The following is a 25,705-nucleotide window of genomic DNA, read 5'->3' as shown; positions in this document are numbered from 1 at the left end:
CCCGGTTCGGGGTCGGGTGGGGTCAGCCGCGAGCGGTGTGCCGATTGGTGATCGGTGCGCCGTCCGGCGCCAGGTCCGCCCACGGCGTCGCCGCCCGGTGCACCACGAGATCGGTGGTACGCAGGCCGTCCCGGTCCGCCCGCTCCGGGTCGAGCAGCGTCGAGAGCAGCGAGATGCCCGGATTGTGGGCCACCAGCAGCACCGTGCCGGCCTCCGGTTCGACCGTACGCACCAGGTCGAGGAGGTCGTCCGGGTGTGCCTCGTACGCGGCGACGGCGTACCGGACCACGGGAGTCGTCCCCGTCGGACCACCCTCCGGCGGGGACCCGGTCATGCCCAGCGCCACGTCGTGCCAGGTCTGGCGGGTACGCCGGGCCGCCGAGCAGAGCACCACGTCGGGCAGCAGGCCGTGCCGGGCCAGCCAGGCCCCGGCGGCGCTCGCGTCGGCGTGGCCCCGCGCGGTCAGCCGACGCTCGACGTCCGGGCCGGTCCCGGGCTGTTCGGCCTTGGCGTGCCGGAGCAGCACCAGAGTTCGTGTCGCGGCATTGCCGTCCGTCATGGGCACAGCTTGCCTGATTGGCGATCGCAGCGCGTGGGTATGTCGATGGCTGCGGTTCGCTCATCGATGCCTTCGGTGGGTGGGTAACGCCAGCGGACAGCCAGGGAGGCGACGTCATGGGCATCGGTGCCAGCATCTTCCTCATCGCGATCGGTGCGATCTTCGCGTTCGCCATCGACGCCGATCTGGGGTGGCTCAACCTCACCGTGGTCGGCTGGGTGCTGATGCTCGCCGGCCTCGCCGGGCTGCTGACCACCCTCTACTTCTGGAACAGCCGCCGCCGTACCGTGGTCGCGGCTCCGGTCCGCGAGGACCGCGTGGTCGCCGAGCCGGTGGTGCCGGTGCAGGGCGACCGGGTGGTGCGGGAGGAGTACCGCGAGGTGCGCCGCCCGGGTCACCCGGCCTGACCCGCACCCGAGTGCCTCGAGGGCCCCGCAACGGCGCGGGGCCCTCGGACTTGTTCCCACCGACCGACCCGCAGGACCCCGAACCAGACCCGATCCGATCCGACCCGACCCGACCCGACCCGATCCGACCCGATCCGACCCGGCGCGGCGTGGCGCGACCCAGCGCCAGATGTTCGACCCAGCGCCAGAGTTCGACCCAGCGCCAGAGTTCGACCCAGCGCCAGAGCTCGGCCCAGCGCCAGAGCCCGGCCTGGATCAGGCGAAGAGTGCGAAGTAGATGGCGATGTGGTGGCAGATGGCGGCGAGCAGCGTACAGGCGTGGAAGAACTCGTGGTGGCCGAAGACGGTGGGCCACGGGTTCGGCCGGCGCAGCGCGTAGAAGACCGCGCCGGCGCTGTAGATCGCCCCGCCGACGGCCAGCAGCACCAGCGCGGTGACCCCGCCCTGGTGCAGGATCTGCGGGAGCATCGCCACCGACACCCAGCCGAGGGCCAGGTAGAGCGGGGCGGAGACCCAGCGCGGCGCGTGCGGCCAGACCAGCTTGACCGCCACCCCGGCCAGTGCCCCACCCCAGACCAGGCTGAGCATCACGGTGGCCATCCGGCGGTCGAGCAGCAGCGCGCAGAACGGCGTGTACGTACCGGCGATGAACACGAAGATCATCGAATGGTCCATCCGGCGCATGATCTGGTAGCCGCGCTCCGACCACACCCGACGGTGGTAGAGCGCGCTGGTGCCGAAGAGGCCGCAGACGGTCAGGCTGTAGATCAGGCAGCTCACCAGGGGGGCCCAGCCGGGGCGGCTGGCCGCGATGGCGCAGAGCACGATGCCGCAGACGAGTGCGACGAAGAACGCGTAGGTGTGCAGCCAGCCGCGCATCCGGGGCTTCCCGATGTCGACCGGCTTGAGCCGGAGCGGTGCGGAGGTGGTCACCCACCTAGGTTACGGCACCGTAGGTTACCTATAGGTAGTGCGACCCGTCACCACGCCGACCGGTCCACCGGCCCTGGACGGCGGATCGATCGGGGAGTATGGCGGAATGCGGATCCGACCCGTCGGCCGGCACGCCCTGCTGCTGGACTGCGACGACCCCGGCCAGGTGGAGGCGTGGCGGGCCGAGCTGTGGCGTCGCCGCGAAGCCGGGGAGCTGACCGCCCACGAGATCGTCCCGGCCGCCGCCACCGTCCTGCTCGACGGGGTGCCCGACCCGGCGTCGGCCGCCGACCGCATCGCCGGCTGGACACCCCGACCGGCCGCCGCCACCACCGCCGGTGACGTCGAGGTCCCCACCGTGTACGACGGGGAGGACCTGCCCCGCGTCGCCGACCACTGGCGGGTGACCGTGCCGCAGGTGGTCGACCGGCTGCGGCGTACCGAGTTCCGGGTGGCGTTCTGCGGGTTCGCCCCCGGGTTCGCGTACCTGACCGGGCTGCCGCCGGAATGCGCGGTGCCCCGGCTGCCCAGCCCGCGCCCCCGGGTGCCGGCCGGCTCGGTGGCGCTCGCCGGACCGTACGCGGGGATCTACCCGACCGCGTCGCCGGGCGGCTGGCTGCTGGTCGGCCGGACCACGCTCAGCCTCTTCGACGTGTCCGCCGACCCGCCCGCCACCCTCACCCCCGGCACCCGGGTCCGGCTGGTGGTCCGGTGACCAGGTGCTCGGCGCGGGAGCGCACACCACCGGATCCGGCCGGCGACCGGGCGATCGAGGTACGCCGCGCGGGACCGCGCACCACCGTCCAGGATCTCGGCCGGCCCGGCTGGGCGCACCTCGGCGTACCCCGGTCGGGGGCGCTCGACCCGGCGGCGCTGGCCCTGGCCAACCGGCTGGTCGGCAACCCGGCGGACGCCGCCGGCCTGGAGTTCACCCTCGGCGGGTGTGAGCTGCGGCTGACCCGGGCCGCCACGGTGGCGGTCACCGGGGCCGACGCCGACGTCCGGGTCGACCACCGCCCCGGTGACGTGGGCCGGCCGCTGTCGGTGCCGGCCGGTGCGGTGCTGCGGATCGGAACACCCCGGCTCGGGCTGCGCAACTGGCTCGCGGTCGGCGGCGGGATCGCCGTCGCGCCGGTGCTCGGCAGCCGGTCCACCGACACCCTGTCCGGCCTCGGCCCACCCCCGGTACGCGACGGCGACCGGCTCCCGCTCGGCCCGCCGGCCGGCCCGCCCGCCCCGGTCGACGTCACCGTCGGCCGGCCCGTCCCGGCCGAGCTGCGGCTGACCCTGCGCCCCGGCCCCCGCGACGACTGGTTCACCGCCGACGCCCTCGACCGGCTGCTCGGCACGGCGTACACGGTCAGCCCGGTCAGCGACCGGGTCGGTGCGCGACTGCTCGGCGCGCCGCTGCCCCGCGCGCGGGCCGGGGAGCTGCCCAGTGAGGGCGTGGTGCTCGGCGCGGTGCAGGTGCCGGCCGACGGCCAGCCGCTGGTCTTCCTGGCCGACCATCCCACCACCGGCGGCTACCCGGTCGTCGGGGTGGTGGACGACGTGACCGGGCTCGCGCAGGCCCGGCCAGGGACTACGGTGAGGTTCCATGGACCTCAACGCTGACCTCGGCGAGGGATTCGGCATCTGGCGGCTCGGCGACGACGAGGCGCTGCTCGACCTGGTCACCTCGGCCAACGTCGCCTGCGGCTTCCACGGCGGCGACCCGTCCACCATGCGCCGGGTCTGCGCCGCCGCCGCCGAACGCGGCGTGGCGGTCGGCGCCCAGGTCGGCTACCGGGACCTCGCCGGCTTCGGCCGCCGGCACATCGCGTACGCGTTCACCGAGCTGCGCGACGAGGTCATGTACCAGCTCGGTGCCCTCGACGCGTTCTGCCGGCCGTTCCGTACCCGGGTCCGCTACCTCAAGCCCCACGGCGCGCTCTACCACGCGGCGGCCACCGACGAGTCCCAGGCCGCCGCGCTGGTCGCCGCCGTCAGCGAGTACGACCACGAGCTGCCGATCCTCTGCGCCCCCGGCTCCACGCTCGCCCAGCTCGCCGTCGGCGCCGGCCTGCGGGTGGTCGCCGAGGGCTTCGCCGACCGTGGCTACCTGCCCAACGGCGCGCTGGTGCCCCGCACCGCGCTCGGCGCGCTGGTCACCGATCCGGAGGCGGTGGCCGTCCGGGCGGTCCGGATGGCCACCGAGCACACCGTGGTGGCGGTCGACGGCACCGTCGTACCGTGCCCGGTCAGTTCGATCTGCCTGCACGGTGACAGCCCCGGCGCGGTCGCCTCGGCGGCCCTGGTCCGGGCCGCGCTGATCGACGCCGGGGTCACCCCCGCCGCGTTCGCCTGATCGGGTCCGGTCCGGCGCGTCGAACCGGGCCGGTCAGACGTCCATGCCGCGCAGCACCAGCGGCACCCGGTCCGCGCCGCCGTCGACCACCCGCACCGGTACGCCCCAGTCCTGCCGGGTCAGGTGGCAGGCGGCGTGTTCGACGTCCGCGTCGCAGGTGGCGGCCTGGGCGGTCACCTGGAGCACGCCCTGGGCCACCTCGGGATTGACGACCAGCCGGCGGGACAGGTCGGTGCCGGTGCCGGCCCCCTCGACCAGCAGCTCCGGTGGGGAGGCCGAGACCACCAGGCGGGTGGACGGGCCGTAGGTCTCGTCCAGCTTCTGCCCCGGCGCCGGCGTGAAGATCACGTCGAGGGTCAGCTCGCCCGCCGTCACCTCCGTCGGCCTGCGTTCCAGCCGGTGCCGGGGGCCGTCCACGGTGTTCGCCCCGGCGGCGGTCAACGCACCGGGGGCCAGCCGGGTCAGCCGGTGTGCGGCCGACTCCACCACCAGCACCTCGCCCTCGCCGGTGAGCACCACGTCGCTCGGCTCGGCCAGCCCGTCCGCCACCGTGGAGACCTGCCCGGTCGCCGGGTCGAACCGGCGTACCGCGCCGTTGTAGGTGTCGGCGATCAGCACGGAGCCGTCCGGCAGCGCGCACACCCCCAGCGGATGCTGGAGCAGCGCCCGGTCGGCCGGCCCGTCCACGTGGCCGAAGTCGAAGAGCCCCTGCCCGACGGCGGTGCCCAGCACGTCGTTCTGCACGTACCGGACGGCGCTGGTCTCGCTGTCGGCGACCCAGAGCCGGGCGCCGTCGGTGGCGACCGACAGCCCGGACGGCTGCGCCATCCACGCCTCGGCCAGCGGGCCGTCGCGCAGCGCCTCGACCGTGGTGCCCGCGTACATGCCGGCGGTCCGCTTGATCGGGTCGAACCACCAGAGCTGGTGGATGCCGGCCATCGCAATGATGACCTTGTCGTCGTACCAGGCCAGGTCCCAGGGGGAGGAGAGGTCGACGGAGAGCGCGTCGTGCGCGTGGTCGTCGACCGTGGACCGCCACTGCCGGCCGGTGCCGGCCACCGTCAGCACCTCGCCGGTGGCCAACCGGACCCCGCGCAGCAGGTGGTTGACGGTGTCGGCGACCAGCAGGTCGTACCCGGCGACCTCGGCGGCGTGGGTGGGGAGCAGGCAGAGCCCCTGTGGCTCGGAGAAACTGGCCGCCTCGGCTGGACCGTCGGCCCGGCCCCGCGCACCGGAGCCGATCCGCCGGAGCAGCTTCTCGCCGTCCGGGGCCAGCTCCACCAGGGAGTGCCGGGCCGAGTCGGAGACCAGCAGGTTGCCGTCGTCGAGCACCACGGCCTTGCCGGGGAAGCGCAGCACCGTCTCCGGCTCCGCCGGCGGTACGTACGGCCCGTCGCCGCGGTGCAGGGTGCCCTTCGCCTCGTGGGTGGCGATCAGGTCGTCGATCAGCCGGGCCAGCCCCTCGGCGTGCCCCTCGCCGGCCATCGTGGCGACTACGTAGCCCTCCGGGTCGACCACCGACAGGGTGGGCCACGCCTTGGCCGCGTACTGCTGCCACATGTCCAGCTCGGGGTCGTCCAGCACCGGGTGGTGCACGCCGTACCGTTCGACGGCGGCGGCCAGCGCGTCCGGGTCCTTCTCGTGCTCGAACTTCGGCGAGTGCACCCCGATCGTGACCAGCACGTCGGCGTACTTCTCCTCCAGCGGGCGCAGCTCGTCGAGCACGTGCAGGCAGTTGATGCAGCAGAAGGTCCAGAAATCGAGGACTATGATCTTTCCTCGCAGATCGGCCAGCGTCAGCTCCCGCCCACCGGTGTTCAGCCAGCCCCGACCGCGCAGCTCAGGGGCCCGTACGCGTGCGCTCATGCCCCCATCGTGCCGCACCGCCGACCACCGGGCGGCGCGAAGGGTGGCGGAAGAGGCGTACGTGACACCGCTTCGCGGCTGTCGGGTTGGGATGGTCAGGCCGCAGCCGACCTACCGCCGCCCGAAGTCGCGCCACTCGCCGCGTTGCTGGCCGGCGCTTCATCTCTCCCGACCGGGGCGACTGCCGTCGACGCCCGCGTCCACCCTGGCCGCCCGTGTCCGACGGGGGCGGCGAGCCGCTTCGACCAGCCTCCTCAGTAAGGCCCGACAACCACAGGCAGCCGGGTCAGCGCGTCGCGCAGCGCCTGCGGGGTACGCGCCGAGACCGGCGTGCTGGCGACCGTGCGGACGCCGTGCGCGGAACCTGGTAGGGGTATCCAGCGCACGGTGGTGGTCCTTACGGTGAGTCACCGCAGGTGAGACCACTACCTGCGTGACGGTTATGCCAGCCTGGCATAAATATGACGGAGGGGCATACCCGTCTCCGGCATCTTTATCGTTCGCGCGGCAGGCCACGGCAGGCCACGGCAGGGCGACGGCAGGCCGCAGCAGGGCGACGGCAGGGGACGGGGCGACGGCAGGTCGCGGCAGGCCGGCGGCAGGGGACGGGGTGATGACGGCGGCGGGGCAACGGAGAATTCCGTGGCCCCGCCGCCGTCGCTTGTGGCTACTTGCCGGCCGGCTTCAGGCAGAGCACCCGGTCGGTCCCGCTGCCCGGCAGCACCACGTGCGGCTGGGCCGGGTCGGCGCACTTGTCCTTGGCGTCGACCTTGGAAACCACGGTGAAGGCGCCCGGCTCACCACAGTTGGCCGCGCTCGCGCCGTTGCCGGACTGCTTGACGCAGGAGCCGACGGCCGGGTTGAACGGGGCCGGCTCGTCGTTCCCGCCGATCTTGCCGAGCAGGCTGAGCAGGCCCAGCGGAACGGCCAGGATCAGTACCGCCGCGATCAGCACCAGGGCCAGTACCCTGCCGTTGCGCACCTTGGGTGCCGGCGGCTCGGCCTTCGGCTCCGCCTCCGGCTTGAACGCGTCGAAGCGTCCCTGCTCCTGCTCCGGATCCTGCGGCCACCCGGGCGGACCGGACTGCTGCCCGGCCGGCGGGATCGACCCGGCCGGCGGGATCGACTGCCCGGCGGGCGGGAACTGCTGCCCCGCCGGCGGGAAGGGCGACGCGAAACCGCCGTGCGCCGGGTCGTGCGCCGGGTGGCCGTACCCCGGCACCGGCGCGGCGGCGGACGGCCCGCCGCTGGTCGGGCCGGCGCCGAACGGCTCGGCCGGCCGGTCCGCCGGGCCGTGCGGACGGTTCCCGTTCATCGGCCGGTTGTTGCTGCTCGGTTCGGCGAAGGTCGGGATGCCACCGGCGAACGGGGGCGGGGCGTCCGGCGACGACGGCGGCGCGGACGAGGGAACCTCACCGCCGAAGCCGCCGGGCACTCGTTCCGGCGCGTCGAACCTGGTCCGGTCCTGGTCGTCGAAGCGTGGGTCGTGCTCGGGCTGGCGGGCGTCGTGCTCCGCCACCGGCTCGTCCGCCGGCTCCGGGCGGGCCGGCCGTCCGTACACCCGGGGCTGCGGGGTGCCGGGGCCACCTGGACGCGCCCCCTGGTCGGTGGGGGGCATGACCCGGCTGGCCAGCGGCACCGAGGCGCTGGCGGAGGCACGGCCGACGGCACCGGACTCGCCGCCCTCGGCGCCCGGCACCGAGGCGCGACCGGCGCCTTCGGACTCCGGCGACTGGCGCGGACCCGGCACCACCGGGTTGGCCGGCGACTGCGGCTCCTCGGTACCCCAACTCGCCGGCGGGCCCGCCGTCTCACGGCCGTGCGGCTGCTCGACGGGACCGCCGAACTGGGCCGGGGGAACGTAGTCGGACGGCGGCGCGGCGGCCAGGCTGGCACCGGGGACCCGCTGCTCCTGCGGCGGGAGCGGCACCGCGTTGGCCGGTGAGATGCCCGGGGCCGGGCCGGGCTGGTAGATCGGCTGGTCGTTGCCGCGCTTCGGCTCCCAGGAGTCACCGGTCGGCTGCGCGGTTGCCGGGTCGGACCGGCCCCACGCCTCGCCCGGCGCCCACGGCTCGGCGTCCGGCACGGCCGGCCGCTCGACGCCGGCCCACGACGGCGGGTTGTCGTCGCCGGCCGCCGCCCAGGCGGGTGATCCGTCCGGCGCTGCGACGGAGGCGGAAGCCCGGACGGGCTGCTCCGGCGTGGTCCACGTCGCACCGTGCTCCGGACGGTCCTCCCGGGACGGCATGGCGGCCGCCCCCGGGGAACCGGCCTGCGGCGCCGGCCACTCCTGGCCCTGCGGCTGGTCGTCCTGGTGCTGCTGCTCGTCCCGTCCCGGGAGGCCGGTGGACCAGGCGTCGGCCGGCTGCTCGGGGCGGCCGTCCCAGCGGGCCGTGGCCGGCTCCTCCGGGGCACCCCAGTGCTGCTGCCGATCGTCCTGACCGGCCGGCCAGCCACCGGAGTGGCCGGCGTCGTCCATCCTGGTCCGGCCGGTGTCCCAGCCGCCGGAGCGGGCCGGGTCGTCCTCGGTGGACCAGCCGTCGGCGGCCGGCGGGTCGACCGGCGGCACCTGCGCGGCCCCGCGTACGCCAGTCTCCGGCTGCGCCCATGCCGGGCCGGCCGGCTCGGGCTGGGACGGCACGGGCACCGAGGCCCGGCCGGCGAGGCGTGGGGTTTCGTCCGATGGGGACGGTGCGCCGGCGGGCCAGCCGCCACCCCGGGCCGGGTCGCCCTGCGCCTGGCCGTCGGCGGGCCAGCCGCCGGAGCGGGCCGGGTCGTCCTGGACCTCGGCGGGCCAGCCGCCCGAGCGGGCCGGGTCGTCCTGCTGCGGTACGGCCGCGGTGCCCCAGCCGTTGGTGCCGGGGGCCGGCTCGTGCTGCGGTGCGTCCTGGCCGGGCCAGCCACCGGAGGCGGCCGGAGCGGGATCGGCCGGAGTGGACCATCCGCCGGCGGCCGGCGGGTCGACCTGCGGCACCCGGGCGGCACCTCGGGCCCCGGCCTCGGGCGGCGACCACGCCGGTGCGGGCTGCTCGGCCTGTGCCCAGGCGGGCTGCGGGGAGTCGGGGGCGGGCGCGGTGGCCCAGGCGGGCTGCTCGGCCTGCCCGGCCCAGGCGGGCTGCGGTTCGCCCGCCGGGGCCCAGCCGCCGGGCTGGGCCGGCTCGGGCTGCGGCGGGGGCGGCGCGGCACCCCAGGCCGGGGGCTGGCCTCCGGCGGGCGGGCCGCCCGGGTTCGCTCGGCCGGTGGGGGGCGGTGGCGCCCAGCCCAGGTCCGGGGCGGCCGGGGTGCCGTACCCGGGGTTCTGCTGCGGCTGTCGGTCGCCGTACGGCGCCGGTCCACCGGCGCCCGGCGGCACCTCGTCCGGCTCCTGGCCGGGGCGGTGCTGGCCCTCGGACGTCATGGGTGCGCCTCCTCCATCACATGTCGGCCGCCGACGCCGTCCGGGCCGGGTCGGCTGTGTCGCCGATGCCCCGGCGGATCGGCCGTGCGGCTCCCCGCACGGTATCCGGTACGCGCGCATGGCACCCGGGGAGCACCGGCCGTCACTCCGCGTCGCCGGATGGTGTCGATCGGCTTCCATCCGGCGCGATCGGCGTCCCGGTCGGCGGTTGGCGACCGGGACCACCGTACCGGGCGTCGCGGCGGGGTGGAATCCCGGTCCAGCGGGCCAGGAACGCCGATGACCCGCCCGGGGCCCGGGCGGGTCATCGATCTGGAGGAGGTGAGGAAAGTCTGTGCCGCGTCAGCTCATGTGACGCTGGGCGATCGCGAGGATCTCCTCGCGGACCGCGGGCGAGTTGGCGGAACGCAGCGCGTGCTCGATGGCACGGGCCCGGCGGTTGGCGTCACGACGGGTGCGGATTCGCTCGATCATGCTCATGGGTGTTCTCTCCTCCGGCTATTCGGTTGTCAGCCCCTGATGCGTCTATTTAACCGCAACGGACCGCCAACTTCCATCGATTATTAGGTGAGCTGGGACACCTGCCTAAGGATCGTAGGTGAACGAGGGTTCAGGCAGAGCTTTTCTTCCCCCAACGGTCACGGCCGGTGTGCCGGGTGTTCACCCGTGGCACACCGGCCGTGGCTGGCGTCGAACCGGTCAGGTCCAGGCGAGCAGCGCCGCCTCCGGGTCGGCCAGGAAGTCCCCGACGTCGCGGAGGAACTTCGAGCCCAGCTCACCGTCGATGATCCGGTGGTCGAAGGAGAGGCCCAGCGTGGTGACCTGGCGCGGCTTAACCTTGCCCTTGTGCACCCAGGGCAGCTCGCGGACCGCGCCGAAGGCCAGGATCGCCGACTCACCCGGGGGCAGGATCGGCGTACCGGTGTCGATGCCGAAGACCCCGACGTTGGTGATCGTCAGCGTGCCACCGGACATGTCGGCCGGGGTGGTCTTCCCCGCCTTCGCCGTCTGCACCAGGCCGGTCATCGCGTCCGCCAGTTCACGCAGCGAGAGCCGGCCGGCGTCCTTGATGTTCGGCACGATCAGGCCGCGCTCGGTGGCCGCCGCGATGCCCAGGTTGACGTAGTCCTTGACCACGATCTCGTCGCCGGCCCAGGTCGAGTTGACCATCGGATGGCGGCCGACCGCCAACAGCACCGCCTTGGCGACCAGCAGCAGCGGCGAGACCCGGACGTCGCGCCACTCCCGCCGCCCGCGCAGCCGCTCCAGGGCCTTCATCGTCCGGGTCACGTCCACGGTCAGGAACTCCGTGACGTGCGGGGCGGTGAACGCCGAGCGGGACATGTTCTCGGCGGTGAGCTTCCGTACCCCCTTGACCGGGATCCGCTGCTCACGGTCCGCACCGAAGCTCGCGGCGGCGGTGGCCGCCGCCACCGCCGTCAGCGGTTCGGCCGCCGTCGCGGTCCCGCTCGCCGCCCGCTGTACGTCCTCCCGGGTGACCGAGCCGAGCGGCCCGGACCCGGTCAGCGTGGTCAGGTCCACGCCGAGGTCCTTCGCGAGCTTGCGTACCGGCGGCTTGGCCAGCACCGGCCCGCCGGCCCGCCCGTTGCCCTGGGCCGCCGGAGCCGGCGACGCCGGGGCGACCGGCGCGGGTGCGGGCGGGGCGGCCTGGACCGGCGCGGCCGGAGGCGGCGCCGACCGGGCCGGGGCGTCGCCCTTGCGCGGGCGACGCTTGGCGGCCGTGGTGCGGGGGCCGTAGCCGACCAGCACGGCGGTACGACCACCGGGGGCGGGACCACCGATCAGGCCCGGCTCCACCGCGCCCTCGGCCGGGGCCACCTCGACCGCCGCCAGCGACGCCGCCGACGGGGCGGGCAGCGCCGACGCCGGTGCGCCGGTCGTCGACTCCTCGATCGGGCCGGCACCGGGGTCGGTGTCGATGGCGATGATCGGGGTGCCGACCTCGACCGTGGTCCCCTCCGGGTGGAAGATCGTGCGCACCTGGCCGGCCCACTTCGCCGGGATCTCGACGGCCGCCTTGGCCGTCTCCACCTCGACGATCGGCTGGTTCAGCTCGATCGTGTCGCCCTCCTTGACCAGCCAGGCGAGGATCTCGCCCTCGGTCAGGCCCTCACCCAGGTCGGGGAGGTTGAACTCCTTGATCCGTGACATGCCGCTCACCAGCCGAAGGCGCGGTCGACGGCGTCGAGCACCCGGTCGAGGTCGGGCAGGTACTCCTCCTCCACCCGGGAGGCCGGGTAGGGGGTGTCGTAGCCGGTCACCCGCAGCACCGGGGACTCCAGGGAGTAGAAGCACTCCTCGGTGATCCGGGCGGCGATCTCCGAGCCCAGGCCCAGGTTGCCCGGGGCCTCGTGGACGACCACGCAACGACCGGTGCGCCGCACCGACTCGTACGCGGCGGTCAGGTCCAGCGGGGAGAGCGTCCGCAGGTCGATGACCTCCAGCTCCCGGCCGTCCTCGGCGGCGGCGGTCGCCGCCTCCAGGCAGGTCCGCACCATCGGGCCGTACGCCAGCACGGTGGCGTCGGTGCCGGTGCGGACCACCCGGGCCGAGTGCAGCGGGTGCGCCGCCGACAGCGGAGCGTCCAGCTCGACCGGGCCCTTCTCCCAGTAGCGCCGCTTCGGCTCCAGGAAGACGATCGGGTCGTCGGAGGCGATGGCCTGCTGGATCATCGAGTACGCGTCCTGCGGGTTGGCGCAGGTCACCACCTTCAGGCCGGCGGTGTGCGCGAAGTACGCCTCGGGCGACTCCGAGTGGTGCTCGACCGCGCCGATGCCGCCGCCGTAGGGAATCCGGATGACCATCGGGATCCGGACCTTGCCCTGCGAGCGGTAGTGCATCTTCGCCACCTGCGACACGATCTGGTCGTACGCGGGGTAGACGAAGCCGTCGAACTGGATCTCGCAGACCGGGCGGAAGCCCCGGATGGCCAGGCCGACCGCGGTGCCGATGATGCCGGACTCGGCCAGCGGGGTGTCGATCACCCGCTGGTCGCCGAAGTCCTTCTGGAGCCCGTCGGTGATCCGGAAGACGCCGCCGAGCTTGCCGACGTCCTCGCCCATGATGACGACCTTCGGGTCGTTCTCCAGGGCCTTGCGCAGGCCGGTGTTGAGGGCCTTGCCGAGGGTGAGCGTCTCCGTGGCCATCAGTGGGCGCTCCCCTCGAACGACTCCATGTACCTGCTGAACTGCGCCCGCTGCTGGTCGAGCTCGGGGGACCCGTTCGGGTAGACGTGGTCGAACATCGTCACCGGCTCGGGGTTCGGCATGGCGAGCACCCGCTCGCGCAGGTGCACCGACTCGGTGCGGGCCTGCTCGTCGACCTCGGCGAAGAACGTCTCGTCGGCGATCTTCTGCTTGGTCAGGAACGCCTTCATCCGGGCGATCGGGTCCTTGGCCTGCCAGGCTTCGACCTCGCTGGCGATCCGGTACCGGGTCGGGTCGTCGGAGGTGGTGTGCGCCCCCATCCGGTAGGTGTACGCCTCGATCAGGCTGGGGCCCTGGCCGAGCCGGGCATTGTCCAGCGCGTGCCGGGTCACCGCGTACGACGCGAGCACGTCGTTGCCGTCCACCCGGACGCCGGGGAAGCCGAAGCCGCCGGCCCGCTGGTAGAGCGGGACGCGGGTCTGTCGCTCCAGCGGCTCGGAGATGGCGTACTGGTTGTTCTGGCAGAAGAAGACCAGCGGGGCGTTGAAGACGCTGGCCCAGACGAACGCCTCGTTGACGTCACCCTGGCTGGTGGCGCCGTCGCCGAAGAAGGCGATCACCGCCTCGCCGTCCTCGCCGCCGGTCCGGCCGTCCATGGTGACGCCCATGGCGTAGCCGGTCGCGTGCAGGGTCTGCGCCCCGATGACGATCGTGTACATGTTGAACTTGAACTCGTTCGGGTCCCAGCCGCCCTGGTCGACGCCGCGGAACAGGCCGAGCGGCATGATCGGGTCGATGCCCCGGCAGTAGAGGACGCCGTGCTCCCGGTAGGTCGGGAAGGCCATGTCCTGGCTGCGCAGTGCCCGCCCGGAGCCGACCTGCGCCGCCTCCTGACCGAGCAGGCTGGCCCAGAGGCCCAGCTCGCCCTGCCGCTGCAACGCGGTCGCCTCGGCGTCGAGCTTGCGGACCAGGACGAGGTCGCGGTAGAGGCCGCGGTACTCCTCGTCGGTGAAGTCGACGCGGTACTCGGTGCCGTCCGGGCCGGTCGCGCTCTCGATGCGCTCGCCCTCGGGCGTGAGCAACTGTACGAGCTCCGGCTCGCCCGCCGTGGCGGCTCGCCTGGACCGGGGTGCGGCTCGCCGGCCGCGGCTGGTGACCGCGGGGTCGCCCTTTGCCATCCGTCTCTCCCTGTCGTGTCTGTGCCGGAGCCGGGGGGTCACCCGTCCGCGCACAACGTGCGCCGGCCCGGCTGTTGCCGGGCTGGTTGCTGGCAGCCGTGCCTAGCCCCGGTGAGGGTTGCCGCGCGGCCTGAGCCGGATCCATGGGTCGGTACCCGGTTCGGGAGCGTCGGCGACCAACCACGCCTGCCACGGGGTGCGCGCAGGTGCGGCTGCGTTGCCGTCGTGCCTGAATGATTGCAGAGGGGGTGAGCGGGCCCACAGTATGGCCTCCCCACCAGCGACGTTCGGTCTGCTTAGCGACGCATGGGGTGTTTGTCGCTTGGAAGATTCACGCCGACGGACATTTTGTGTGTCGACACGCTGTGGTGCCTGGTGAACTGAGCGCAACTGGGTCAAGCTGACCGGTATCGGCTGGGCATTTGCACTGCTTTGTCCGTTTGGACGGTGCCGGCCGTCGACGATCCTTTCCAAGAGTGACGAGGGAGTTCTGCGGTGTCCGAGCCAGGTGACGGTCCTCCCGCTCCACTGCTCGGCCGGCACCGGGCCGGCGGGGGCGGCTACCGGCGGGTGATCGGTGTGCACCGCGCCCCCGGGTCGCTCGTCCAGAACCGGGGCTACCTGTTCACCGTCGCCCTGCTCGCCGGCACCGCCTCGATGCCCATCCTCGCCGCGATGAGCGCCGGTTCGGCCACCGTGGGCAGCACCGCGCTGCCGGACGGCCAGACCCCGTTCCTGCCCACCCCGTCCGTCGGACCGGTGGTCGTCCCGGTGCCCGCCACCGGCCAGCCGGCGCTCCCGCCGTCCGGTCCGGCCGTGGCCCCGGGCGGCGGCCCGCCGTCCCCGCCCGCCGTCGCCGCCCCGATGCCGGCCGGCTCCGACACCGGCTCCGCCCACCGTCCCCCACCGCCGCCTCCCGCACCCGCCGTCACGCCCCGGCCGATCCGCCGCACCTCCGCCCCGACCCCCCCGGCGCGTCCCACCCCCTCCGGCTCACCGAGCGTCGACCCGAGCCCGACCGCCGGGCCGACGAGCACCTTCTCCGAACCACCGCCGGACCCGTCGCCGACGGCCACCCCGACCGACTCCCCGACGGCCGCACCGACCAGCACGTCCGAGCCCACGCCGACCGCCGCCCCCGAGCCCACGCCGACGGCCGCCCCGCGGCCCACCGTCACGGTCACCCTGGTGCCCACCGCGCGCCCCCGGGCCACCGCGACCGCGATCCCCACCCGGTCACCACGCCCGCCGGCCACCGCCCGCCCGGTGCCGCGCCCCCGGCCGGTCCCCGCCCGCCCGTCGACGCCGGCCGCCCACCCGGCGACCGCCCCCGCCCCGGCCCCGCAGGCACCCGCCGTGCCGGTGCCGACCAGCCACGACACCACCGTCCCGGACGGTACGGTGACGGTCGACGCCGCCGGCTGAACCGTGGTGCGGTCCCGACCCCGGCGGACGGTCGGCCACGACGCCGACGCGTGAACCGGGCGGTACGGGATCGGGGGCGGGACGCTGAGCGCGCGCGACGGAGGTGCCGACGGGCCGGCGGACACCCGGGGACGGGCCGGCGACGACCGGAGCGCCGTGGCCGTCGCACCGCCGGGCCCGGTGACCCGGCTGGCCCGGCTGGTGACCGAGCTGACCGCACCGGTGGTGCTGGTCACCGGGCTGACCGCGCTGATCGGCTGGCACGGCGCCGGCGGGGCGCACGGGCTGGCCTGGGCGCTGCTCGCCGCCGTCTTCGCCGCCGGCATCCCCTTCGCGTACATCGTGGGCGGGGTGCGGCGTGGCCGGCTCACCGACCATCACGTGGGGATCCGCGAGCAGCGCCGGGTGCCGCTGCTCCTCGGGCTGGCCTCGGCCGCCGCCGGCCTGGCCCTGCTCGCGGCGCTCGGCGCGCCGCGCCCGGTGCTGGCGCTGGTCGCCGCCGGGGTGGTCGGCCTGGTCGTGGCGGTGTCGGTGAGCCACTGGTGGAAGATGTCCATCCACTCCGCGGTCGCCACCGGCACGGTGGTCGTGCTGGTGCTCACCTTCGGCCGGTCGATGCTGCTCGGCGTGCCGCTGCTCGGCCTGGTCGGCTGGTCCCGGGTACGGCTGCGCGACCACACCGTGGCGCAGGTCGTGGTGGGTGGTCTGGTCGGTGGTCTGGTCGCCGGAGTGGTGTTCGCCGCCCTGTCCTGAGATCCGGGGCCCGCCGGTGCGGGGCCGCCGGTGCGGCGGTGCCGGGTCAGGGGGTGTCGTCGCCGAGGCGCTGCCGGTTGGCCTCGATCCAGGCGTCCAGGGCGGCCGGGTCGTCCGGGTCCACCCCGTCGGCCATGAGCTGGGCCACCGCGGCGGTGGCCGGGCTGCGCCGCTCACCGGTCGAGTAGAGCCGGGCGAACTCCGGCACCAGCTCCTCGACCGCCTCGTCGGTCTGCGTGGCGGCCCGCTCGGGCAGCCCCCGCCGACCGGCCGCGAACGCCGCCCAGGCGCGCAGCACCCGGGGCAGCAGCGCCGCGTCGTCCATGTCCAGCACGGCCCGCCGGTGCACCCAGTCGAGCAGGAACAATCCGGCCACCGCCGGGCTCCACCGCAGCGGGTCGGCGTCCGGGAAGCTTGCCGCGTGGTCGAAGAGCAGCCCCAGGCAGAAGTGCAGGGAGGCCAGCTCGGCGTCGCCGTCGAGGGTGTCCAGCCCGTGCCGGGCCGCCTCCGGGGAGGCCAGGAAGGCGCGCACCAGCGCGGTGCGTTCGTCGCCGGTGAGCGGCTCGGCGTCCCAGGTGGCCGTGTCCGCGGGCACCCCGGGCAGCACCGCCAGCCGGGCCCCGACCAGCGCCCGGTCGGTGGCGAGCGAACCCTCGGCGGGCAGGTCGCCCAGGTCGTCGGTGACCGCCAGGTGCCGGCTCACCTCGCCGTGCATCCGGGCCGGGTCCTCCTCCCGGAACCAGGTCAGGTCGTCGGCGCCGCACATCTGCCGCACCTGCTCCAGGATCCGCTCGGCCGGGCCGCCGACGAAGACGTCCTTGGTGATGCCGATGTTGTGGTCGACCAGCGCCACCAGGGCGTGCTCCGGGCCACCCACCTCGTCGTCGTAGGCGAAGGTGGCCAGGTAGGAGGTCTGGTCGCCGTACACGTCGCCGTACGACCAGGTGCCGGTGAGGTGGACCCGGCCGAGCTGGCCGGACCACGCCGGGGCCTGGCTGCCGGGGCGGACCTTCGCCGCGCCCTCGGCGTCCGGGACCAGCGCGGCGAAGACCGAGCGGATGGTGGTGGCGGCGGCCGTCCGGCGGCGGGACGTGGCGGCGAGGAAGCCGGTGACGAAGTCCCGGACCGCCGTCTCCCGGTCGGTCTCGGCGATCGCGTAGACGCTGCCCAGCAGCGCGGTGCCGAGCATCTCGGCGTCGAGCGCGCAGTCCAGCCTGGTCACGTCGCGGGCAGCGGAGAGCACCGCGTCGTAGGGGGTCTGTGGCGTGGCCATGGGTCGAACCCTACGCCGCCGTGCCGGCCCGGACACCCGTGCCGACGGTGGGATTCACCGGCCGGCGTCCTGCCACGCCCGGCGGGCGGTCGCGTACCGGTCCAGGACGGTCCGTACCGGGGTGACGACGTACTCCGTGCCGATCCGGGCGACCGCCTCGGTGAGCCGCTTCTCGGCCCGCTGCCGGGCCCGGCGGGCCGCCCAGCGGATCACCGGTCGGGTCGCCGCCGCCAGCAGCAGGCCGGCGAGCAGGCCGCCGAGGAGCAGCACGGTGGGCCACGGCGCCGCGCCGACCCGGGGGTACTCCAGCGCCGGCAGCCCGAGGGCGCGCAGCGCGTAGCCGAGCACCAGCCAGCCGAGCCCGGCCACGGCGGCGACGGTGACCAGCCACTGGAGCGCACCCACGATCCGCCACCAGCCGGGCCGGCGGTCCACCCCCAGGTCGGTGCCGGCCACCGCGCGGTCCAGCGCGTCCGGCAGTTCGGCCAGCCGGGACCGGGCGGCGGCGGTCACCGCGGCCGGCCAGGGCGCCGGCAGCTCGCCGCCGGACCGGTCGGCGACCGCGCGGATGGCCAGCCCGAGGGCGGACCGCTGGGCGGCCGTCGGGTCGGGCACCGAGGTCGCCGCGACCAGGCTCTCCTCCGGCTGCTCCGGATCGGCGGCCGGCCCGGGCAGGTGCAGCCGGCGCAGCGGGTCGGGCCGCAGCCTCCGCCAGCCCCGTACCAGCGGCCAGCCGGTCGTCCCGCCGGCCCGGTGCCGGTAGGCAGCCTCGACCGCCTCCGCGACCGACGGCACCCCGGCCGCGCCGGCCAGGGCCCGGTCCAGCGTGCGGACCGTCCCGTCGTCCGGGGCGTCCTTCGGCGTCCCGGCGGCGACCAGCTCGCCCAGCCCGGCCACCACCGTGTCGACGTCGCCGGCGAGCCGGCGCAGCGCGGCCTGCCGTTCGGCGACGGTGCGTTCCAGCGCCTCCCGTAGCCCGGTGATCCCGGCCGGGTCGACCGCCGTGGTGGCCAGCAGCGGCACCCCGCCCAGCCCGTCGGCGTCGAGCAGCCGGCGCAGGTCGTCGAGCACCCGGGGCAGCTCGGCCGGGGGCAGCCGGTCGGCCTGGTTGAGCACGACCAGCGTGACGTCCCGGTGCTGGTGGAACTCGCGCAGGTAGCTGGTGTGGATCACCCGGTCGGCGTACTTCTGCGGGTCGACCACCCAGACCACCAGGTCGACCAGGCCGAGCAGCCGGTCCACCTCCAACCGGTGGGAGCGCTGCACCGAGTCGAAGTCGGGCAGGTCCAGCAGGATCAGCCCGTGCAGCGCGGACTCGTCGTCGCCGTCCAGCGCGCTCTCCCGGACGAACCGGTGCCGGGGCAGCACGCCGACCCAGTCGAGCAGCCGGTTGCCGCCGTCCAGCGGCCCCCAGACGCAGGCGTGCGTGACGCCGGTGGTGGGGCGGCGCACCCCGACCGGGGAGAGATCGAGCTGGGCCAGGGCGTTGAAGATGCTGGACTTGCCGCTGCCGGTGGCACCGGCGAGTGCCACCACGGTGTGGTCCCGGGACAGGGCCAGCCGGGTACCGGCCCGCTCGACCAGGGTGTGCGCGCTGACCAGTTGGGTGTCGGGGACCTGGCCGTCCACCGCGTCGAGGAAGCGGCGGACCGCGTCGAGGCGGGTCACCAGGGCGTCCGGGTCGACCCGCTGGTCGCCCCGGAACGCCTCGCGCATCCGGCCGACGATGTTGGTCACCGGGTGCCGTCCTCGGAGGTCGGGGCCGGTGGGGTCCGGCCGTCGCGGTCGGCGAGGCCGCTGCGGTGCCGGGCCACCTCGACCCGGCCGGCGGCCCGGCGCAGGCCGTCGCCGGCCTCCGCCCCCGGTCGGGCGGGCCCGGTACGGGCCAGGTAGCGGTCCGCCTCCTCGTCCAGCAGCGCCCGGACCCGGTTCAGCAGGTCGGTCCGGGCCCTGGTGGCGAGGGTACGCACCGCCTGGTCGCCGAAGATCGCCTGGAGCACGGCCTGGGCGGCGACGGTGGTGCCCGCCCCGGTGGCCACCTCCAGGCCGGTGGGGATGAAGGCGGTGGACGCGAAGACGGCGATCATCACGGCGAGGCCGGTGGCGTTCACCGCGTACGCGGCCGTCCGGGCCACGAACCGCCGGTCGCCGCCCTCGTTCCTGACCAGCTCCAGCACTCCGCGCTGCCAGTCCCGGACCAGTCGTTCGGCGCGTTCGGGCAGCTCCGCCGAGGGGTGCGCGAGCGCCGGTTCGAGCAGCGCGGCCCCGGCCGGGTGCGCCTTCCACCCGGTGTACGCGTTCTCCGCCGCCTCGGAGGCGACCCCGCGCAGCAGGGTGACCAACTGCGACTCGATGGCGTTGCGCAGCTCCACGGCCGGGGTGGCGGGCCGTCCGGTGACCGCGGCGACCAGCCGGTCGCGTAGCCGGCCGATCCGCGCCTCCAGCGTCCGGAAGAACTCGCCGGTGCCGACGAACTCCTGCCAGCGGGCGAGCACCTCGCCGCGGAGCAGCCGGCCGTCCTTCAGCCCCTGCTCGACGGTCCGCGCCGCCCCCCGGTACGCGGCCCGGACCCGTTCGTCCAGCCCGTCGGCGGCGGCCACCTGCTCGTCGGCGGCGTCGGCGAGCGCCTCCACGGTCGGGTGCAGCGAGGCGAGCGCGCCGTCGAGGGTCTGCCGGACCACGGCGGCTCGGGCGTCGGCGTCGGCGGCGAGCCGGGCGAACCAGGTGCTCAGCGGGGCGGTGACCCGGTCGGGCAGCAGGCCCTGCCCGTCGACCCAGGTCTCCGGCAGGACGAACAGCGGCGCGGTGCCGAGTTCCTGGGCGGCGAGCATCTCGGACAGGTGCGCGGCGATCTCGTCGGCTGCCTCCGGCGGCACCCGGTCGAGCACCATGGCGATCGCCGCGCCCCGGGAGCGGGCGTTGCGCAGCAGCTCCCAGGGGACGGCGTCGGCGTAGCGGGCGGCGGTGGTGACGAAGAGCCAGAGGTCGGCGGCGGCGAGCAACTGACCGGCCAGGGCCCGGTTGGCGTCGACCACCGAGTCGATGTCGGGGGCGTCGAGGAAGGCCAGCCCGGGTGGGAGGGCGGGCGCGGTCACCAGGTGCAGGGTGCGCGGATCCTCGGACGGCTCGTTGGTGCGGGTCAGACCGGGCAGCAGGTCGCCCTGGCGGAACCAGGCGGCGTCGGCGGGGTTGCAGACCAGCACCGGGGAGCGGGTGGTGGGGCGGAGCACCCCGGCGGCGCTCACCCGGGCCTGCACCAGGCTGTTGACCAGGGTCGACTTGCCCGCGCCGGTGGAGCCGCCGACGACCACCAGCAGCGGCGCGTCGAGCCGGGCCAGCCGGGGCAGCAGGTAGTCGTCGAGCTGGTCGGCCAGCGCGCCGGCGGTGCGTCGGGCCGGCTCGGCAGAGGGCAGCGCCAGCGGGAAGCGGGCCGCGCCGATCGCGGCCCGCAGGCCGGTGAGGGCGGCGGGCAGGCCGTCTCCGGTGGGGCCGGGCGGCGTCTCGTCGGTCTCCGACGGCCCGGTGCGGGCGGCGACGGTGGGCGCGCCGGACCGGGTGGCGGGATCGCCATGCGTCGTCACCGCTAAAGCGTGCCCGACCGATGCAAGGGAAGACAACCAGGCGGTAGTAACGGTCGGGTTGCGTCGGGTCGGCTCAACCTCGACTTGCGGATTTTTCGAGGCGTGGCACTATTGAGTCAAGTTCACTCAACTTGTGGTGCGGTCGCTGCGGGCGACCCGCCGGGGCAGGCACTCCGACCTGCTCACCCGTAACGAAGCGAGGAAGCGAAGATGGCACGTGCGGTCGGTATCGACCTCGGCACGACGAACTCCTGCGTCAGCGTTCTCGAGGGCGGTGAGCCCACCGTCATCGCCAACGCTGAGGGCTCGCGGACGACTCCGTCGATCGTCGCGTTCGCCCGTAACGGCGAGGTGCTCGTCGGTGAGGTCGCCAAGCGCCAGGCGGTGACCAACCCGGACCGGACGATCCGCTCGGTCAAGCGGGAGATCGGCACCAACTGGACCGTCGACATCGACGGCAAGAAGTACACCCCGCAGGAGATCTCGGCGCGCACGCTGATGAAGCTCAAGCGGGACGCCGAGGCGTACCTGGGCGAGCAGATCACCGACGCGGTGATCACCGTCCCCGCCTACTTCAACGACGGGCAGCGCCAGGCCACCAAGGAGGCCGGTGAGATCGCCGGCTTCAACGTGCTGCGGATCGTCAACGAGCCGACCGCGGCGGCCCTGGCGTACGGGCTGGACAAGGGCTCCAAGGAGCAGACCGTCCTGGTCTTCGACCTGGGTGGCGGCACCTTCGACGTGTCGCTGCTGGAGCTGGCCGAGGGCGTCGTCGAGGTCAAGTCGACCAGCGGTGACAACCAGCTCGGCGGCGACGACTGGGACCAGCGGATCATCGACCACCTGGTGAAGACCTTCCGGGGCGAGCACGGCATCGACCTGGCCCAGGACAAGATGGCTCTCCAGCGGCTCCGCGAGGCGGCCGAGAAGGCCAAGATCGAGCTGTCGGCGGCCACCACCACCAACATCAACCTGCCGTACATCACCGCCGGCTCGGCCGGCCCGCTGCACCTGGACGTGACGCTCAGCCGGGCCGAGTTCCAGCGGATGACGCAGGACCTGCTGGACCGCTGCAAGGGCCCGTTCGAGCAGGCCGTGAAGGACGCCGGCATCAAGATCGCCGACGTCGACCACGTGATCCTGGTCGGCGGCTCCACCCGGATGCCGGCCGTGACCGACCTGGTCAAGCAGCTCACCGGCCGGGACCCGAACAAGGGCGTCAACCCGGACGAGGTCGTCGCCGTCGGCGCCGCCCTCCAGGCCGGCGTGCTCAAGGGTGAGGTCAAGGACGTCCTGCTGCTCGACGTGACCCCGCTGAGCCTGGGCATCGAGACCAAGGGCGGCATCTTCACCAAGCTCATCGAGCGCAACACCACCATCCCGACCAAGCGCTCCGAGGTCTTCACCACGGCCGACGACAACCAGCCGTCGGTGCTGATCCAGGTGTTCCAGGGCGAGCGGGAGATCGCGGCCTACAACAAGAAGCTCGGCACCTTCGAGCTGACCGGCCTCCCGCCGGCGCCGCGCGGCGTGCCGCAGATCGAGGTCACCTTCGACATCGACGCCAACGGCATCGTCAACGTGCACGCCAAGGACCTGGGCACCGGCAAGGAACAGAAGATGACGATCACCGGTGGCTCCTCGCTACCGAAGGACGACATCGAGCGGATGCGCCGGGACGCCGAGGAGCACGCCGACGACGACAAGCGTCGCCGCGAGGAGGCGGAGACCCGCAACGTCGCCGAGGCGCTGCAGTGGCAGACCGAGAAGTTCCTCGCCGAGAGCGGCGACAAGCTGCCCTCGGAGAACCGCGAGCAGCTCAACGAGGCCCTGGGCGAGCTGCGTGGCGCGCTCGGCGGCCAGGACATCGAGAAGATCAAGGCGGCCCACGAGCGGCTGGCCCAGGTCTCCCAGCAGGCCGGTTCGCTGCTCTACTCGCAGCAGGCCGACCAGGGGGAGCAGCCGGGCGAGGCCGGTTCGGGCACGGGCACGGGCACGGGTGCGGGTGCCGGTGCGGCCGGTGGCCCGAAGGCCGGCGGCGCCGACGACGTGGTCGACGCGGAGATCGTGGACGAGGACAAGAAGTGACGGTTCGTCCCCGACCCGAACTCACCGCAAAGGGATCGAGGTAGTCCTATGACGGAGAAGCCGCGAGCCGCCGACCCGGACGCCTCCGGTTCGACGCCGGGTGGCTCCGCGCCCGCCGAGCCGGCCGCTGGCGACGGGCCGCGGGTCGTCATCCGTGACAACCGCAAGATCGGCAAGATCGAGGAGGCACCGGCCGCCGCCGACGCCGGGGCGGACGTCCCGGCCGAAGGGCTGGTCGAGGAGGCCGAGGTCGTGGTCGACGAGATCGAGGCCGAGGCCGCCGTCGGCGACGGCCCGCCCCCGTCCGGCCCGCCGGTGGTGGACGCCCCCGCGCAGCCGGTCGACGGCGGTGCGGCCGGCTCCCCGCTCGGTGCCGAGCTGGAGGCCCTCCGGGCCGAGCTGGACGAGCGGACCAGGGACCTGCAGCGGGTGTCGGCGGAGTACGCCAACTACCGCAAGCGGGTGGACCGGGACCGGGGCGTGGTCCAGGAGCAGGCCGTCGGCTCGGTGCTCGCCGCGCTGCTGCCGATCCTGGACGACCTGGACCGGGCCCGGGAACACGGCGACCTGGTCGGGCCGTTCGGCACGGTGGCCGAGCAACTCACCACGGCGCTGGGCAAGTTCGGGCTGACGCCGTTCGGCGAGCAGGGCGACCCGTTCGACCCGACCCGGCACGAGGCGGTCGCGCACCAGACCTCGCCCGACGTCGACGAGCCGACCTGCGTGCAGGTGATGCGTCGGGGCTACCTGCTCGGGGAGCGGCTGCTGCGACCGGCGCTGGTCGCGGTCGCCGACCCGGAATAGTGCACGACCATCCGGTCGCCCCGCCCGCCCGCACCGGGTGGACGGGGCGACCGGGCCACATCTCACGGAAGGGGGTGGACCGGTGAGCTCCAAGGACTGGATCGAGAAGGACTACTACGCCACGTTGGGCGTGGAGAAGTCCGCCTCCTCGGACGAGATCAAGAAGGCGTACCGGAAGCTGGCCCGGGAGTCGCACCCGGACCACAACCCCGGTGACCCGAAGGCCGAGGAGCGGTTCAAGGCCGTCTCCGAGGCGTACGCGGTGCTCGGCGACGAGGCCAAGCGCCGGGAGTACGACGAGATGCGCTCGCTCTTCGGCTCGGGCGCGTTCCGGCGCGGCGCGCGCGGGGCCGGTCAGCCGGGCGGGGCGCCGTTCGACGTCTCCGACCTCTTCGGCGGGGCCGGCGGCACGGACGCCCGGTTCGGCGGGGGCGGCTTCACCGACCTGTTCAGTTCGATCTTCACCGGCGGTGGGGGCGGTGGCGGTGGTCCGGCGCGTCCGCGCGGCGCGGCCCGGGGCCGGGACGTGGAGACCGAGGTCGCGCTCGACTTCGACGACGCGGTCCGAGGGGTGACGCTGCCGTTGACCCTGCGCGCGCCGGGGGTCTGCGACACCTGCCACGGCAACGGGGCGAAGCCGGGCACCCAGCCGACAACCTGCCCGATCTGCCACGGCGCCGGGGTGACCAACCGCAACCAGGGTTCGTTCAGCTTCTCCGAGCCGTGCCGCAACTGCCAGGGCGTCGGGACGGTCGTCGAGGAGAAGTGCCCCGAGTGCCACGGTACCGGCGGGGTCACCAAGACCCGCACGCTGAACGTCCGCTTCCCCGCCGGGGTGGCCGACGGCCAGCGGATCCGACTGGCCGGCCGGGGCGAACCGGGTGAGCGCGGCGGGCCGGCGGGCGACCTGTTCGTCCAGGTGAAGGTGCGTCCGGACGACCTGTTCGGGCGTACCGGGAACGACCTGACCCTGACCGTGCCGGTCACCTTCGCCGAGGCGGTGCTCGGCACCGACCTGCGGGTGCCCACGCTGGACGGCGCGGTGACCCTGCGGGTCCCGCCGGGCACCCCGTCGGGGCGGGTGCTGCGAGCCCGGGGCAAGGGCGTGGTGCGCAAGGACGGCCAGGCCGGCGACCTGCTGGTCACGCTGGACGTGGTGGTGCCGGCGGCGCTGTCGGACGAGGCCCGGGCGGCCCTGGAGTCGTTCGCCGGGTCCACGCCGCCGGCGGCCCGGGAACATCTCGACGCGCGGGTGCGTCGGGTCGGTTGACCGGTGGACGGCGGAGGTGAGTGGGATGTCGGACGGGTTCGTCGGTTCGGGTGACCCTGCCTACGAGGCCAAGGTGCTGATGATCTCGGTCGCGGCGCGGATGGCGGGGATGCACCCCCAGACCCTGCGCCAGTACGACCGGCTCGGCCTGGTGCAGCCCGGCCGGGCGGCCGGCGGTGGGCGTCGCTACAGCGTGCGGGACGTGGTGCTGCTGCGCGAGGTGCAGCGGCTCAGCCAGGACGAGGGCGTCAACCTGGCCGGGGTCAAACGGATCATCGGCCTGGAACGCCTGCTGGAACAGGCACAGCAGCGGGTGGCCCGGCTGGAGGCGGAGCTGGACGCCGCGTACCGGCGGATCGCCGAACTGGAGGCGTTGGCCAGCGGCTTCTCCCGGGGCGACCTGGTGCCGACGAACCGCACCTCGACGGCGCTGGTCGTCTGGCGCCCGCGGCGCAACCCCGAACGCTGACCCGGGGCGGGTCGGTTCCCCGCTCCCCGCTCCCCGCTCCCCGCTCCCCGCTCCCGGTTCCGCGCTCCCGGTTCCGCGCTCCCCGCTCCGCCTTCCGCGCTCCCCGCTCCGCCTTCCGCGCTCCCCGCTCCGCCTTCCGCGCTCCCCGCTCCGCCTTCCGCGCTCCCCGCTCCGCCTTCCGCGCTCCC

The 25,705-nt window shown here is 74.7% G+C and carries 21 protein-coding genes; 10 read left to right on the top strand and 11 right to left on the bottom strand.

Features of this window, described 5'->3' with window-relative positions; translation table 11 throughout:
- Positions 1-22 precede the first annotated feature (22 nt).
- Positions 23-559: a SixA phosphatase family protein gene (locus ACIQG9_RS12045; protein ID WP_400400734.1), complete on the bottom strand. Its 537-nt coding sequence runs from the start codon at positions 557-559 to the stop codon at positions 23-25.
- A gap of 116 nt (positions 560-675) precedes the next feature.
- On the opposite strand from ACIQG9_RS12045, the gene ACIQG9_RS12040 reads away from it, so the two are divergent.
- Positions 676-966: a DUF6458 family protein gene (locus ACIQG9_RS12040; RefSeq protein WP_400400732.1), complete on the top strand. Its 291-nt coding sequence runs from the start codon at positions 676-678 to the stop codon at positions 964-966.
- A gap of 255 nt (positions 967-1,221) precedes the next feature.
- On the opposite strand, the gene ACIQG9_RS12035 is transcribed toward ACIQG9_RS12040, so the two are convergent.
- Complete coding sequence (locus ACIQG9_RS12035; protein ID WP_400400730.1) at positions 1,222-1,899, bottom strand: hemolysin III family protein; 678 nt, start codon at positions 1,897-1,899, stop codon at positions 1,222-1,224.
- 106 nt (positions 1,900-2,005) lie between these two features.
- Here ACIQG9_RS12035 and ACIQG9_RS12030 point away from each other — a divergent pair, with 106 nt between their 5' ends.
- The 3 genes from ACIQG9_RS12030 to ACIQG9_RS12020 are packed head-to-tail and all read left to right on the top strand — an operon-like array spanning position 2,006 to position 4,246.
- Complete coding sequence (locus ACIQG9_RS12030; protein ID WP_400400728.1) at positions 2,006-2,614, top strand: allophanate hydrolase subunit 1; 609 nt, start codon at positions 2,006-2,008, stop codon at positions 2,612-2,614.
- Positions 2,611-3,513 (top strand): biotin-dependent carboxyltransferase family protein, encoded by a 903-nt coding sequence (locus ACIQG9_RS12025; RefSeq protein ID WP_400400726.1) that lies wholly within the window; start codon positions 2,611-2,613, stop codon positions 3,511-3,513. Before ACIQG9_RS12030 ends, ACIQG9_RS12025 begins: the two co-directional genes overlap by 4 nt.
- Positions 3,497-4,246 (top strand): LamB/YcsF family protein, encoded by a 750-nt coding sequence (locus tag ACIQG9_RS12020; protein WP_400400724.1) that lies wholly within the window; start codon positions 3,497-3,499, stop codon positions 4,244-4,246. Before ACIQG9_RS12025 ends, ACIQG9_RS12020 begins: the two co-directional genes overlap by 17 nt.
- 33 nt (positions 4,247-4,279) lie before the next feature.
- Here ACIQG9_RS12020 and ACIQG9_RS12015 read toward each other — a convergent pair whose 3' ends face one another.
- The 6 genes from ACIQG9_RS12015 to pdhA form a co-directional block, all read right to left on the bottom strand.
- Positions 4,280-6,112 carry an NHL domain-containing thioredoxin family protein gene (locus tag ACIQG9_RS12015; protein WP_400400722.1) on the bottom strand — a complete coding sequence of 611 codons (1,833 nt, stop codon included), beginning with the start codon at positions 6,110-6,112 and terminating at the stop codon, positions 4,280-4,282.
- A gap of 667 nt (positions 6,113-6,779) precedes the next feature.
- Positions 6,780-9,509 (bottom strand): hypothetical protein, encoded by a 2,730-nt coding sequence (locus tag ACIQG9_RS12010; protein WP_400400720.1) that lies wholly within the window; start codon positions 9,507-9,509, stop codon positions 6,780-6,782.
- 342 nt (positions 9,510-9,851) lie between these two features.
- Positions 9,852-9,989 carry a hypothetical protein gene (locus ACIQG9_RS12005; protein WP_168222356.1) on the bottom strand — a complete coding sequence of 46 codons (138 nt, stop codon included), beginning with the start codon at positions 9,987-9,989 and terminating at the stop codon, positions 9,852-9,854.
- A gap of 219 nt (positions 9,990-10,208) precedes the next feature.
- Positions 10,209-11,681, bottom strand: a complete 1,473-nt coding sequence (locus ACIQG9_RS12000; protein ID WP_400400717.1) for a dihydrolipoamide acetyltransferase family protein — start codon at positions 11,679-11,681, stop codon at positions 10,209-10,211.
- Positions 11,682-11,686: 5 nt separating this feature from the next.
- Positions 11,687-12,676: an alpha-ketoacid dehydrogenase subunit beta gene (locus ACIQG9_RS11995; protein ID WP_400400715.1), complete on the bottom strand. Its 990-nt coding sequence runs from the start codon at positions 12,674-12,676 to the stop codon at positions 11,687-11,689.
- Complete coding sequence (gene pdhA / locus ACIQG9_RS11990) at positions 12,676-13,854, bottom strand: pyruvate dehydrogenase (acetyl-transferring) E1 component subunit alpha (protein ID WP_400400713.1); 1,179 nt, start codon at positions 13,852-13,854, stop codon at positions 12,676-12,678. Before pdhA ends, ACIQG9_RS11995 begins: the two co-directional genes overlap by 1 nt.
- 495 nt (positions 13,855-14,349) lie before the next feature.
- Here pdhA and ACIQG9_RS11985 point away from each other — a divergent pair, with 495 nt between their 5' ends.
- On the top strand, positions 14,350-15,279 hold the full coding sequence (locus ACIQG9_RS11985) for a hypothetical protein (protein ID WP_400400711.1): 930 nt from the start codon (positions 14,350-14,352) through the stop codon (positions 15,277-15,279).
- Between the two features lie 156 nt (positions 15,280-15,435).
- Positions 15,436-16,032, top strand: a complete 597-nt coding sequence (locus tag ACIQG9_RS11980; protein WP_400400709.1) for a phosphatase PAP2 family protein — start codon at positions 15,436-15,438, stop codon at positions 16,030-16,032.
- A 46-nt stretch (positions 16,033-16,078) separates the two neighbouring features.
- Here ACIQG9_RS11980 and ACIQG9_RS11975 read toward each other — a convergent pair whose 3' ends face one another.
- Genes ACIQG9_RS11975 through ACIQG9_RS11965 form a run of 3 tightly spaced genes read right to left on the bottom strand, consistent with a single transcriptional unit; the run spans position 16,079 to position 20,886 of the window.
- Complete coding sequence (locus ACIQG9_RS11975; RefSeq protein ID WP_400400707.1) at positions 16,079-17,305, bottom strand: hypothetical protein; 1,227 nt, start codon at positions 17,303-17,305, stop codon at positions 16,079-16,081.
- 54 nt (positions 17,306-17,359) lie between these two features.
- Positions 17,360-19,042: a GTPase gene (locus ACIQG9_RS11970; protein WP_400400705.1), complete on the bottom strand. Its 1,683-nt coding sequence runs from the start codon at positions 19,040-19,042 to the stop codon at positions 17,360-17,362.
- Positions 19,039-20,886 carry an ABC transporter gene (locus ACIQG9_RS11965; protein WP_400400703.1) on the bottom strand — a complete coding sequence of 616 codons (1,848 nt, stop codon included), beginning with the start codon at positions 20,884-20,886 and terminating at the stop codon, positions 19,039-19,041. The genes ACIQG9_RS11970 and ACIQG9_RS11965 overlap by 4 nt, the downstream gene beginning before the upstream one ends.
- A 210-nt stretch (positions 20,887-21,096) precedes the next feature.
- Here ACIQG9_RS11965 and dnaK point away from each other — a divergent pair, with 210 nt between their 5' ends.
- The 4 genes from dnaK to ACIQG9_RS11945 all read left to right on the top strand — a co-directional run bounded on the left by dnaK (position 21,097) and on the right by ACIQG9_RS11945 (position 25,517).
- Positions 21,097-22,974: a molecular chaperone DnaK gene (gene dnaK / locus ACIQG9_RS11960; protein ID WP_400400701.1), complete on the top strand. Its 1,878-nt coding sequence runs from the start codon at positions 21,097-21,099 to the stop codon at positions 22,972-22,974.
- A 48-nt stretch (positions 22,975-23,022) separates the two neighbouring features.
- Positions 23,023-23,778 carry a nucleotide exchange factor GrpE gene (grpE, locus tag ACIQG9_RS11955; protein WP_400400699.1) on the top strand — a complete coding sequence of 252 codons (756 nt, stop codon included), beginning with the start codon at positions 23,023-23,025 and terminating at the stop codon, positions 23,776-23,778.
- 82 nt (positions 23,779-23,860) lie between these two features.
- The gene (gene dnaJ / locus ACIQG9_RS11950; RefSeq protein WP_400400697.1) at positions 23,861-25,048 is read left to right on the top strand and encodes a molecular chaperone DnaJ; all 1,188 of its coding nucleotides are present in this window, start codon (positions 23,861-23,863) and stop codon (positions 25,046-25,048) included.
- Between the two features lie 25 nt (positions 25,049-25,073).
- The gene (locus tag ACIQG9_RS11945) at positions 25,074-25,517 is read left to right on the top strand and encodes a heat shock protein transcriptional repressor HspR (RefSeq protein WP_400400695.1); all 444 of its coding nucleotides are present in this window, start codon (positions 25,074-25,076) and stop codon (positions 25,515-25,517) included.
- The last annotated feature ends 188 nt before the right edge of the window (positions 25,518-25,705 follow it).

The sequence above is a fragment of the Micromonospora sp. NPDC092111 genome, assembly GCF_044755745.1.
Classification (GTDB): Bacteria; Actinomycetota; Actinomycetes; order Mycobacteriales; family Micromonosporaceae; genus Micromonospora.
The sequence above is the reverse complement of the archived record's forward strand: the minus strand, read 5'-3'. Positions and strand labels throughout refer to the sequence as shown.